We start from the raw sequence: 14055 nt of genomic DNA, 5'->3' as shown, positions 1-14055 counted from the left end.
TCTTCTTCTCCTCAGACGTGCGTGCCGGCGTCGTCACCGAAGGCGACTCGTTCCAGTTCGATCAGGACCTTCTCCTCGACCACCCGCGCCAGCGCGGAAACCGTGCGACTGGTCAGCACGTCGTGCGGGGTCAGCGGCACGTCGAACGCCGCCCGGCCGCGCGAGGTGACCAGCAGGCTGCGCATGGAGTCGCCGCCGAGGGCGAAGAAGTCGTCCTCGACGCCCACCCGGTCCGCGCCGAGCGCTTCCACCCAGATCGCGGCGAGCACCCGCTCGGTGTCGGTCCGGGGCGCCACGTACGCCGTCGCGGGCAACGCGTCCACCGGCGCGGGCAGTGCCCTCCGGTCCACCTTCCCGTTGGACTTCAACGGCAACCGGTCCAGCACCACGAACGCCGACGGGACCATGTAGTCGGGCAGGGACCGCGCCGCGAAGGCCGCCACCTCCTCGGCGTCGGGCGCCCGCGCCCCGCCGGCGGGCACGACGTAGGCCACGAGCCGCTTGGAGCCGGGGACGTCCTCCCTCGCCATCACCACCAGCCCGCCGACGTCGGGGTGGCGGCCCAGCACCGCTTCGACCTCGCCGAGCTCGATCCGGAAGCCGCGCAGCTTGACCTGGTCGTCGGTGCGACCGGCGAACTCCAGCACGCCACCGGGCAGCCACCGCACGACGTCCCCGGTGCGGTACATCCGCTCCCCCGGCTCTCCGAAGGGGTCGGCCAGGAACCGCTCGGCGGTCAGGCCGGGCCGGTCGAGGTAGCCGCGGGCCAGCCCCGCGCCGGCGAGGTGGAGTTCACCCGGCACGCCGACCGGCACCGGGCGCAACCGGTCGTCGAGGACGTAGGCACGCATGTTGTCCAGCGGTGCGCCGATGGGCACCACGTCGGGCACCTCGCCGAGGCCGGACATCGGGTGGCAGGTGGCGAAGGCCGTCGTCTCGGTCGGTCCATAGACGTCCACCACCACTAGGCCGGGACACGTCTCCATCACACGGCGGATCGCCGACGCGGGTACGACCTCGCCGCCGGTCCACACCTCGGCGAGCCCGGCCAGGCAGTCGGGCGAGTCCTGGGCGATGACCCGGAACAGCCCGGCGGTCAGGAACACGACGTCGACGCCGTGCTCGCCGATCAGCCGCCGCACCAGGTCGGCGTCGAGGTCGGTCGGGGGCGCGAGCACCACCCGGCCGCCGCGCAGCAGCGGCACCCACAGCTCGTAGGTCGAGGCGTCGAACGCCAACGGCGAGTGCACGAGCACGTTGCGGTGCGCGTCGAAGCGTCGGTCGAACGCGAACGCCACCACGTCCCGGTGCCGCACGGCCACACCCTTGGGCGCACCGGTGGACCCGGAGGTGAACTCGACGTAGGCCAGGTTGTCCGGGTGCAGGGCGACCACCGGCCGGTCGTCGCGCCCCCCGTGCGCGTCCACCAGCACGACGTGCCCGGCGTGGACCTCGCTCGCGGTGCCCCGCCACCTCTCGTCGGTGAGCAGCACCGTCGTGCGCGCCTGGTCGAGCATCAGCCGCATCCGCTCAGCAGGCGCCCGGACGTCCAGCGGCAGGTACGCACCCCCCGCCTTGGTCACCGCCAGCACCGCGACGACCAGGTCGGCGGATCGTTCCAGGAGCACGCCGACGCAGTGCTCCGGGCGGACCCCCAGGTCGACCAGCCGGTGCGCCAACCGGTTGGCCCGCACCTCCAGCTCGGCGTAGGTCAGCGACACCCCGTCCGCCACCACGGCGGTGGCGTCGGGTGCCCGGTCGGCCTGCTCGGCGAACAGGCTCGCCACCGTGCCCTCGGGCACCGGGTGGCGGGTGGCGTTGTGCTCCACCACCAGGCGCAGCAGCTCGGCCTCGCCCACGACCTCGACGTCGCCGAGGCGGCGGTCCGGGCCGGCGGCCAGTCCGTCCAGCGCTCGGGCCAGGCGATCCGCCATCCGCTCGACCGTCGCCGCGTCGAACAGCGCCGGGTCGTAGCCCAGGGCGATGGACAGCCGTTCGCCCGGCCGGACACCGACGCTGAGCGGGTAGTTCGTGGTCTCGACGGCATGCAGGTCGCGCATCGCCAGGCCGTGGGCCGACGCCGCCTCGTCGTTGACCGGGTAGTTCTCGAACACCAGGATGCTGTCGAACAGGCTGACCCCGCTCGGCACCTCGCTCCAGCCCTGCAGCTCGCCGAGGGGGACGAAGTCGAACCGCCTGGCGTCCGCCTGCGCCGACTGGAGCTGACGCAGCCACGCCGCCACGGGCTGGTCGTCGGCGACGTCCACCCGGACCGGCACGGTGTTGATGAAGATCCCCGTGATCGCCTCCGCGCCCGGCAGGTCGGCCGGTCGGCCGGACACCGTGGAGCCGAAGCACACGTCGTGCCGGCCGCTGCACCGGGCGAGCGTCAACGCCCAGCCGCCCTGCACGACGGCGTTCAGCGTCAAGCCGTTGCGCTGGGCGAACTCTCGCAGCCGCGCAGTGTCCACATCGGACAGCTCGGTGATCACCCACTCGGTCGAACGGGTGGTGTGGGAGCGGTCCGCCGGCCGGTCGAGGGGCAGCGGGGTCGGCGTCGTGAACCCGTCGAGCACCCGGCGCCAGTGGCCCTCGGCCTCGCGCGGGTCCTGCTCGGCGAGCCACTTCAGGTAGTCGCCGAAGGGGCGTCGCCCGGTGGGCTCGGGACGGCGGCCGCCGGCGAGCGCGGCGTGGCAGGCGAAGACGTCGGACAGCACCTGGAAGACGCTCCAGCCGTCCAGCAGCACGTGGTGGAACGTCCACACCACCTGGACCTCGGTGTCGGACAGGCGGGCCGACACCAGCCGCAGCAGCGGCGCCTCGGTCAGGTCGACGCCGTCTGCCCGGTCGCGGTCGAGCAGGTCCCGCAGCTCCCGGTCGCGGGCGTCGGGCGACAGCCCGGTCCAGTCGAGCTCGCGGATCGGCACGGCCACGTCGCGGCACACCACCTGCAACGGCTCGTCGACGCCCTCCCAGACCACCCGGCTGCGCAGCACCGACGTCCGCTCGACCACCTCGCGCCAAGCCCTGGCCAACACGGTCGAGTCGGTGACGCCCTCCAGCACGAAAGCCAGCTGCTCGAAGTAGAGCCGCTGGTCGCCCTCGGACAGGCTGTGGAACAGCATCCCGGCCTGCATCGGGGTCAGCGGGTAGACGTCCTCCACGCCACGCCCGTCACCGACGAGACGGTCCACCGCACCCTGGTCCAACCCCGCCAACGGGAAGTCCGACGGCGTCCGCCCACCCGCGCCGGGTGCGGCGCAGTGCGCCACCACCTCGCTCAGCGCATCCGCCAACTCCTCGGCCAGCCGCCGCACGGTGGCCTCATCGTGCACCTGCTCGCTGTAGTACCAGGTGAATTGCAGGCGGTTGCCCTCGACCGCGCCCACCACGTCCAGCAGGTGTGGCCGGGGCATGTCCGGTGCGGCGTCCGAACGCAGACCGCCGACCACCCGGAACGCGGTCCCGTGGGAGGACGCGGACCAGTCGAACCGCCCGAGGTAGTTGAAGCTCACCTTCGGGTCCGGCCGCTCATCCAGCGTCCGGGTCAGGTGGCGCACCGCGCCGTACCCGATTCCTCGCCGGGGCACGGCCCGGAGGAGTTCCTTGGTCGACTTCAGCGCAGTGCCCCAATCACCGGGCTCGGGCACGTCCAGGGCGACCGGGAACACCGTGGTGAACCAGCCGACCGTGCGCGACAGGTCGACGCCGGGCAGGACTTCCTCCTCGCGGCCGTGCCCCTCCAGCTCGACCAGCACCCGGTCCCGACCGGTCCACCGGCCGAGGACCCGGGCCAGCGCGGCGAGCAGCACGTCGTCGACCCGCGTCCGGTAGACCCCCGGCACGTCCTGCAACAACGCCCGCGTGCGCGGCTCGTCCAACCCGGCCGTGACGGTCCGCACGGTGTCGACGGTGTTGACGCCCTGCCGGTCGACGGGCACGGTCGGGTCGACGCCGGCCGCCACCGCGTTCCAGTGGTCGACCTCGTCGGCGAAGCCGCCGGCCGCGGTGTGGTCGGCCAGCCGGTGCGCCCAGTCCCGGATCGACGTGGTCCGGTCCGGCAACCGGGCCGGCTCGCCGTCGAGGGCCTGCCGGTACGCGGTGTCGAGGTCCTCCAGCAGAATCCGCCAGGACACCCCGTCCACGACCAGGTGGTGCACGGCGAGGAACAACGTCCACCCGGCCGGACCGAGGTCGACCAGCACGGCCTTGACCAGCGGTCCGTGACCGAGGTCGAAGCCGCGGCGGACGGCACCGACGATCGCGTCGAGCTGCCGCTCGCGGTCGCTCGCGCCGGACAGGTCGCGCACCTCCAGCACGTCGACCGGCTCGACCGGCGGGATGTGCTGCCGCCACCCGCTTTCGGTGCGCTCGAAGCGCGTGCGCAGCGCGTCGTGGTGGGCCAACAGGGCGTCCAAGGCCCGTCGCAGCGCCTCGTGGTCCGGTTCGCCGGTGAACTCCAGCAGCACGGACTGGTCGAAGTGCTCCGGCCGAGCCGGTCCGGGGTCGAGGAACCAGTGCTGGATCGGCGTCAACGGGACCTCGCCGCTGACCGGTCCCTGCGGCACCGTGTCGGGCACGCCGTCCACCGGCGCGGCGGCGGCCAACGCGGCCACGGTGGGATGCGCGAAGAGGTCCCCGGGCATCAGCCCGAGACCGGCCTGCCGGGCCCGCGAGACCACCTGGATGCTGATGATCGAGTCGCCGCCCAGCTCGAAGAAGTCGTCCTGGATGCCGACCCGGTCGACCCCGAGCACCTGCGCCCAGATCGACACCAGCGTGCGCTCGACCGCGGTGCGCGGTGCGACGTAGGAGGTGCCGGTGGTGCCCCAGTCCGGCTCGGGCAGTGCGTGGCGGTCGACCTTCCCGTTGCGGTTGAGCGGCAGCCGGTCCAACGCCACCAGCGCCGAGGGCACCATGTAGTCCGGCAGCACGTGCCCGAGGGAACCCCGCAGCACGGTGTGCGAGGGCTCGTCGCCGGCGGGCACGAAGTAGGCCACCAGCCGTTTGCGCCCGTCGTGCTCGCGGAGCACGACGACGGCCTCCGACACGTCGTCGTGGCGCAGCAGGGCGGTTTCCACCTCGCCGAGCTCGATCCGGAAGCCGCGGATCTTCACCTGGTCGTCGGCGCGCCCGACGAAGTCCACCTCGCCCGCCGCGGTCCACCGGACCAGGTCGCCGGTGCGGTACATCCGCTCCCCCGCCCGGCCGAACGGGTCCGGCACGAAGCGCTGGGCGGTCAGGCCCGGCCGGCCCAGGTAGCCGCGGGCCACGCCCGCACCGGCGATGAACAGCTCGCCCGCGACGCCGACCGGCACCGGCCGCAGATCGTCGTCCAGCACGTAGACCCGCATGTTGTCCAGCGGCCGACCGATCGGCACCACGTCGGGCACCTCGTCCACCGCGTCCACGGTCCGCTGGGTGGCGAAGGTCGTGGTCTCGGTGGGCCCGTAACCGTCGGCGACCACCAGGCCGGGGCAGGCGGCGAGCACGCGGCGCACCGCCGCCGCGGGAACGACCTCGCCGCCGGTCCAGACCTCGCGCAAACCGGCCAGGCAGCCCGGCGCGTCCTGCGCCACCAACCGGAACAACCCGGCGGTCAGCCACAACCCGGTCACGCCGTGCTCGGTCACCACGCGCCGCAGCACCTCGCCGTCGAGGTCCCCCGGTGGGGCGACGACGACCTGCCCGCCGTTGAGCAGCGGCACCCACAGCTCGTACGTGGTGGCGTCGAAGGCCGGTGCCGAGTGCAGCAGCACCCGGTCGTGCCCGCCGCCCCGGAACCGCCGGTCGGAGGCCAACGCCACAACGTCCCGGTGGCGCACCGCGACACCCTTCGGCTTGCCGGTCGAGCCGGAGGTGTACATGACGTAGGCGAGGTTCTCCGGGTGCCACCGCACCTCGGGCCGCTCACCCGGCTCGTCCTCCAGCGGCACGTCCACAGGCACCGTGTGCCCACTGTGGATGGTGCGGGCGGTGTCCTGCCACGTAGCGTCGGTGAGCAGCACGGACACTCCGGCCTCGGCCAGCACCGTCCGCATCCGTTCGGCGGGCGACCTCGTGTCGAGCGGCACGTACGCGCCACCGGCCTTCACCACGGCCAGCTCCGCGACGACCAGCTCCACCGACCGCCGCACCAGCACCGCCACGCGATCCTCGACCCGGACACCGAGCCGGATCAACCGGTGCGCGAGCCGGTTCGCCCTGGTGTCCAGCTCGGCGTAGTCGAGCCGCACGCCGTCCGCGACCAACGCGGTGGCGTGCGGCGACCGGTCGACCTGCCGGTGGAACAGGTCGGGCAGCGCGCCTGCGGGCAGGTCGTGGTCGGTGTCGTTCCACGCCACCAGCACCTGGTGCCGTTCGGCGGCATCCAGCAGCGACAACTCCGAGACCGGCCGGTCCGGGGTGTCCGGGATCTGCTCCAGGAGCACCCGCAGGTGCCGGGACAGCCGCTGGACTGTCCGCTCGTCGAACAGGGTCGGGTCGTAGTCGACCGCGATGGACAGCGACGGGCCGGGCGTCGCCATGACGGTGAGCGGGTAGTTGGTCGGCTCGTGCGCCCGCACGTCGTGCATCCGCAGCCCGTGCGAGGCAGGCGCGTCGGCGTCGAACGGGTAGTTCTCGAACACCAGGATGCTGTCGAACAGGGCACCCCGGCCCGGCAGGTCGCTCCAGCCCCGCACCCGGGTCAGCGGGACGTGGTCGAAGCGGCGGGTCTCGGCCTGCTCGCGCTGGATCCGGCGCAGCCACGACAGCACGTCGACGTCGTGCGGCACGGTGATCCGGGTGGGCACGGTGTTGATGAACATGCCCACCATCGACTCGACACCGGCCAGGTCGGCGGGCCGGCCCGAGACGGTGGCGCCGAAGACGACGTCCCGCTCACCGCTGTAACGGGACAGGAGCAGTGCCCACACGCCTTGCAGGACCGTGTTCACGGTCAGCCCGTTGCGCCGGCTGAAGTCGCGCAGCCGGTCGGTCAGCGCAGCCGTCAGCATGACGCCGACCGTCGCGCCCGACTCGGCCCGGTGCGCCTCGACCGGCTGCCGGTCGAACGGCAGCGCGGTCGGCGAGTCGAACCCGGCGAGCACCCGCCGCCAGTACCGCTCGGCCTCCGTCTGGTCCTGGTGGTCGAGCCAGCTCAGGTAGTCCCGGAACGGACGGCGCGCGGGAAGCGTGATCGGCCGACCCCGGGTGATCGTGGCGTAGTGCTCGCACACCTCGGTGAAGACCCGGGCCGCGCTCCAGCCGTCCAGCAGCACGTGGTGGAACGTCCACACCACCAACACTTCGCCGTCACCGAGCGCAGCGACGGCCAGCCTGGTCAACGGGGCGGCACCGAGGTCGAGGCCCACGGCGCGGTCGTGTTCCAGGAATTCCCGCAGCGCCTCCAGCCGGTCGGTCCCGGGCAGCGCGGTCCAGTCGAGGTGCAGCACCGGCAGGGTGACGTCCCGGCGCACCACCTGGAGCGGTTCGGGCAGGCCTTCCCAGACGATTTCGGCGCGCAGCACGGGGGTGCGGTCCACGACCCGCTGCCACGCCGCGGCCAACGCCCGCGGATCGGCCACACCGGACAGCCGGAACCGCACCTGGTTGAAGTAGGCCCCGGACGTGGACGTGCCGACGAGGTGGTGGAACACCATCCCGGCCTGCATCGGGGTCAGCGGGTAGACGTCCTCCACGCCACGCCCGTCACCGACGAGACGGTCCACCGCACCCTGGTCCAACCCCGCCAACGGGAAGTCAGACGGCGTCCGCCCACCCACACCGGGTGCGGCGCAGTGCGCCACCACCTCCCGCAACGCGCCAGCCATCGCTTCGGCCAACCACCGCACAGTGCCCTCGTCGTGCACCCGGTCGCTGTAGTGCCAGCTCAGTTCGAGGCAGCCGTGTTCCACCGCGCCCACCACGTCCAACAGGTGTGGCCGGGGCGCGTCGGCGGCGGTGTCCAGCTCCAGACCGCCACGCATGGCGTGGAACAGCTCACCGCCGGCGGTCGACCAGTCCAGCCGGCCGAGGTAGTTGAAGCTGATCCGAGGGCTGGGTGCACCGGACAGGGCGGTCGCGCGCAACGCGCCGTGCCCGAGCCCCCGGCGCGGCACCGCGCGCAGCTGCTCCTTGACCGCCTTGAGCACGTCGCCCCAGTGGCTGCCCGGGATGTCCAGTGCGACGGGGAACATCGAGGTGAACCAGCCGACCGTGCGGGAGAGGTCCACGTCGTCCAGCAGCTCTTCGCGGCCGTGCCCCTCCAGGTCGACCAGCACGCGGTCGCGGCCGGTCCACGTGCCGAGAACCCGTCCCAGCGCGCTCAGCAGCACGTCGTTGACCTGTGTCCGGTACACGCCGGGCACGTCCTGCAACAGCGCCCTGGTGACGTCCTGGTCGAGCCTCAAGGTCAGCACACGGGTCGAGCCCGCGGTGGCGGTGCCCTGGTGGTCGACCGGCAACGACGGGTCCGCCTCGGTCGTCGTCGTCCAGTGGTCGAGTTCGTCGTCGAAGCCGCCCGCCTCGGTGAAGGCGGTGAACCGTCGTGCCCAGTCGCGGAACGACGTCGTCTTCGCGCCGAGCCGGACCGCCTCGCCGCGCGTCGCCTGGCCGTAGGCGGTGGCCAGGTCTTCCAGCAGGATTCGCCACGAGACGCCGTCCACGACGAGGTGGTGCACGGCGAGGAACAGCAACGGTCGCCGCCTGTCACCCAGGTCCAACAGCACCGCCTTGAGCAGTGGACCGGTGGCGAGGTCGATGTTCGCGTGCGTGCGGGCCTTGAACGCCTCGACCGCCGTGTCCTGGGCCTCCGGCTCCACCGCGGACAGGTCGTGGCGTTCCAGCACCTCCGGTGACTCGACCGGTGCGTTGTGCTGCCGCCACCCGTCCTCGGTTCGCGTGAAGCGCATCCGCAGGGCGTCGTGGTGCTCCAGCAGCGCCCGCAGCGCCCGCCGGAGCGCCTGTTCGTCGGGCTGTCCGGCCAGTTCGGCGAGCACCGACTGGTTGAAGTGCTCCGGCCGCACGGTGTTCGTGTCGAACAGCCAGCGCTGGATCGGGGTGAGCGGCACGTCGCCGGTCACCTCGCCCTGTTCGGCGGTGACCGCTCCGGGCTCGACCACGGCCGCGACGAGGCCGGCCACCGTCGGGTGCCGGAACAGGTCGCCAGGGGTGAGGGCCAGCCCGGCCGCGCGCGCCCGCGACACCACCTGGATGCCGAGGATGGAGTCGCCGCCGAGCTCGAAGAAGTCGTCCTGGGCGCCGACCCGCTCCACGTTCAGCAGTTCCGCCCAGATCCGGGCGAGCTCCGCCTCCGCGCCCGCGGCCGGCGGCACGTAGCCGCCGGTCACGCCGGCGCCCCAGTCGGGTGCGGGCAGGGCACGCCGGTCGACCTTGCCGTTCGCGTCCAGCGGCAGCGCCTCCACGGTGACGAACGCCGAGGGCACGAGGTAGTCCGGCAGCGTGCGGACGAGGAACTCGCGCAGCGACGCCGCGTCGAGCGACTCGGACACCGGTGTCACGTAGGTGACGAGGCGTTTGCGGCCGGTGTCGTCCGGCCGCACGACGGTGACCGCCTGGGCGACGCCGCCGTGCCGCGTCAGCGCGGTGTCGACCTCGCCCGGTTCGATCCGGAAGCCGCGGATCTTGACCTGGTCGTCGGTGCGGCCGACGAACCCGACCGTGCCGTCCGGTCGCCACCTCGCCACGTCCCCGGTGCGGTACATCCGCTCACCCACCCGACCGAACGGGTCCGGCAGGAACCGCTGCGCGGTCAGGCCGGGCCGGCCCAGGTAGCCGCGGGCCACGCCCGCGCCGGCGATGAACAGCTCACCGGCCACCCCGACCGGCGTCGGGGCCAGTTCCTCGTCGAGCACGTAGACGCGCATGCCGTCGAGCGGTCGGCCGATCGGCACCACGTCCGGGACGTCGTGGACGTCCGACATCGGGTACGAGGCCGCGAACGTCGTGGTCTCGGTGGGGCCGTACCCGTCCACCACGGTCAGCCCCGGACAGGCTTCGAGCACGCGCCGCACGGCGGCCGGCGGGACCACGTCACCGCCGGTCCACACCTCGCGCACACCGGCGAAGCACGCCGGGTCGTCCTGGGCGAACGCCCGGAACAACCCCGCGGTCAGCCACAACGCGGTCACGCCGTGCTCGCCGATCGTGCGGCGCAGCACGTCGACGTCGAGGTCACCGGGTGGGGCCACGACGACCTGACCACCGTTGAGCAACGGCACCCACAGCTCGTACGTGGTGGCGTCGAAGGCGGGCGGCGAGTGCAGCAGCACCCGGTCGTGCGCGCCGCCGCGGAACCGCCGGTCACGGGCGAGCGCGGCGACGTCGCGGTGCCGCACCGCCACGCCCTTGGGCACCCCGGTCGAGCCGGAGGTGTGCATGACGTAGGCGAGGTTGTCCGGGTGGGTCGTGACACCGGCGTCGGTGGCCGGTTCGTCGGCCAGGTCCACTGCGTCCACCCGCACGACGTGTCCGCTGCGGACACCGGTGGCGGTGTCCAGCCACACCCGGTCGGTGAGCAGGACCCGCGCACCGGCCTCGGCCAGCAGCACGCGCAACCGCTCGGCCGGCGATCTGGTGTCCAGCGGCACGTACGCCCCACCCGCCTTCAACACGGCCAGCTCGGCGACGACGAGGTCGACCGAGCGGCCCACCAGCAGGCCGACCGGGTCCTCGACGCGCACGCCGAGCCCGAGCAGCCGGTGTGCCAGCCGGTTGGCGCGGGCGTCCAGCTCGGCGTAGGTCAGCGCCGTCCCGGCGGCGATCACCGCGGTGGCGTCCGGCGTGCGCCGCACCTGCTCCGCGAACAGGTCGGGGACCGTCGCCGCCGGCTCGTGACCGGTGTCGTTCCAGACCTCCAGCACTTGCCGCCGTTCGGCCGGACCGAGCAGCGACAGCTCGGCGAGGGGCCGGTCCGGGTCGGTCGCGATCGCGTCGAGCAGCACCCGCAGGTGGCCCGTCATCCGCTCGATCGTGCTCGCGTCGAACAGGTCGGTGTTGTACTCGACCGAGACGTCCAGCGAGTCGTCCTTCGGCCAGAACTCCACCAGCAGCTCGAAGCGTGCGGCGGGCCTGGGCAGGTGGTGCTCGGTGATCAGCAGCCCGTCGACCCGCGTCGGCCGCACCACCTCCTGCTGCAGCAGGACCAGCGCCTGCACCAGGGGTGTCCGGCTCGGGTCGCGCTCGGGTCGCAGCTCCTCGACCAGCCGGTCGAACGGCACCTGGTCGTGGGCGAACGCGTCGAGCATCGTCTCCCGCACCGCGCCCAGGAACCCGCCGAACGTCTGCGAGCGGTCCACCGTCGACCGGATCACCACGGTGTTGACGAAGAAGCCGACCAGGTTCTCCAGTTCGGTCCGGTCGCGGCCGGACGTGGCGGTGCCCACGGCCACGTCACGGCGGCCGGCGTAGGTGGACAGCAGCACCTGGACGGCGGCGGTGAGGGTCATGAACAGGGTGGCGCCGTTGCGCTGCCCCACCGTCGCCAGGCGGTCGACCAGTGCCGCGGGCAACGCCTCGCGGTGCACCGATCCGGAGGTGGTGCGCACGGCCGGTCGGGGCCGGTCGGTCGGCACGTCGAGGGCGTCGAGGCCGGCGAGTTCGCGCCGCCAGTGGTCCAGGTGCTCGTCCAGGGCCGGGTCGGCCAGCCGTGCGCGTTGCCACACCGCGAAGTCCGGGTACTGGATCGGGAGTTCCGGCAGCGCGGCCGGGGCTCTTCGCAGCGCGGTCCGGTACAGCTCGACCAGCTCGTCCACCAGCACCCTGACCGACCACCCGTCGGTGACGATGTGGTGCTGGTCGAGCAGCAGCAGGTGGTCGTCGTCGGCGAGCCGCACGAGCACCGCCCTGGCCAGCGGACCACGTCGCAGGTCGAAGGGCTCGGTCAGCTCCGCGACCAGCACCTCGTCCAAGGCGGTGTCCGGGCCGGCGGTCAGGTCGACCACCCGCAACGGCAGCTCACCCCGTGCCGCCACCACCTGCACGCCTTGGCCGTCGACCGTGTCGAAGGTCGTCCGCAGCGCCTCGTGCCGGTCGACCAGCCCGTCGAGCGCGGTCCGCAGGGCGTCGGGGTCGAGTGCCCCGGACAACCGCAGCCCGACACCGGTGTTGTACTCGGAGCTGCCGGGGTTCAGCTCGTCCAGGAACCACAGCCGTTGCTGCGCGGGCGACAACGGCAGCTCCCGATCGCGGGGAGCGCGCGGGATCGGAGCAGTCGCGCCGGTGGGCAGCCGGTCCGCCAGCAGCTCGGCCAGACCCGCGACGGTCCCCGCTTCGAACACCGCCCGCGAGGACAGGTCGACGCCGAACGCCGTGCGGACGCGGGAGGTCACCCGGATCGCCTGGATGGAGTCGCCGCCCAGGTGCAGGAAGTCGTCCTCGACGCCGGGTTCCTCCCCCAGCACGTCCGCCCAGATCGCCGCGACCGCCTTCTCCGCCTCGGTGCGCGGCGCCGTGCGCCCCGCGGACGCGCCGCGGCCGGGAGCGGGCAGGGCGCGTCGGTCGAGCTTCCCGTTCGCGTTCAACGGCAGGCGGTCCAGGGTGACAAAAGCCGATGGCACCATGTAGTCGGGCAACGACCGCACGGCGAGCGCCCGCAACTCGCCGGCGTGCAGCGGCGTGCCGTCGGTGGGCACGACGTACGCGACGAGGCGTTTGACGCCGGGTCGGTCCTCGCGTGCCACCACGGCGACCTGCGCGGTGCGCGGGTGCCCGCCCAACACGGCCTCGATCTCGCCGACCTCGACCCGGAAGCCGCGGATCTTCACCTGGTCGTCGGCCCGGCCGATGAACTCGAAGACGCCGTCGGGACGGCGCCGCACGAGGTCGCCGGTGCGGTACATGCGCTCGCCCGGCCCGGCGAACGGGTCGGCGAGGAACCACTGGGCGGTCAGCCCCGGCTGGTTGAGGTAGCCGCGGGCCAGTCCCGCACCCGCCACGAACAGCTCACCCGGTTCACCGGCCGGCACGGGTCTGAGGTCGTCGTCCAGCACGTAGACCCGCTTGTCGTCCAGCGGTCGCCCGACCGGCACCACGTCGGGGACCTCGCGGGCGTTCGACATCGCGTGCGCCGTGGCCATCACCGTGACCTCGGTCGGGCCGTAGGCGTCCACCACCACCAGACCGGGGCAAGCTTCCAGCACCCGCCGGACGGCACCCGCGGGAACCACGTCACCGCCGGTCCACACCTCGCGCGCACCGGCGAGGCACGCCGGGTCGTCCTGGGCGACCATGCGGAACAGTCCCGCGGTCAGGAACACGCCGGTGATCCCGTGCTCGGCGATCATCCGCCGCAGCACGTGCCCGTCCACGTCACCGGGTGGGACGATGACCACCCGGCCACCGCGCAACAGCGGCACCCACAGCTCGTAGGTCGAGGCGTCGAACGCCAACGGGGCGTGCAGCAGGACGCGATCGTGACCACCGCCGGCGAACCGCCCGTCCGAGGCGAACGCGACCACGTCGCGGTTCCGCACCGCCACGCCCTTCGGCACCCCCGTCGAACCCGACGTGTGCATCACGTACGCGAGCGTGTCGGGGTGCGGGCCGACCAGGTCACCCGTCTGCTCCGCCACCGGTGGGTCATCGGCCTCCACCACGACCACGTGCCCCCGGTGCAGCGCGGTCGCCGCGGCCTCCCGGTCGCGGTCGGTCAGCAGGACCGGCACGTCCGCCGCCGCCAGCACCGGCCGCAGGCGATCGGCCGGTGCGCGAAGGTCGAGCGGCAGGTACGCCCCGCCCGCCTTCACCACAGCCAGCAGGGCGACCACCATCTCGACCGAGCGCTCCATCAACACCCCGACTGGCCGCTCCACCCGCACACCGAGCCCGGTCAGCCGGCGGGCCAGGCGGGTGGCGCGGTCGTCGAGCTCGGCGTAGCTCAACGCCAGGTCGTCGGCGACCACCGCGGTGGCCCGCGGCGTTCGCCGCACCCACTCGGCGAACAGACCGGGAACGGTGGTGATCATCGGGTCCCCGGCGGGCCGTGGCGGTGCGTGATGGGGCGACATGAGCGGTCCACTCTATTCGGGCGCGGCGGAACCCACCGCGAAATGA

General features: G+C 73.2%; 1 protein-coding gene. It reads right to left on the bottom strand.

What is annotated here, in order from left to right; all coding sequences use genetic code 11:
- Positions 1-11: 11 nt before the first annotated feature.
- Positions 12-13931, bottom strand: coding sequence for an amino acid adenylation domain-containing protein (locus B0I31_RS26145; protein ID WP_425444405.1), 13920 nt, complete (start codon positions 13929-13931; stop codon positions 12-14).
- Positions 13932-14055 lie beyond the last annotated feature (124 nt).

The organism is Saccharothrix carnea (assembly GCF_003014735.1).
Lineage (GTDB): Bacteria > Actinomycetota > Actinomycetes > Mycobacteriales > Pseudonocardiaceae > Actinosynnema > Actinosynnema carneum.
Note: the sequence above shows the minus strand (reverse complement) of the source record. Positions and strands in the feature narration are given on the sequence as shown.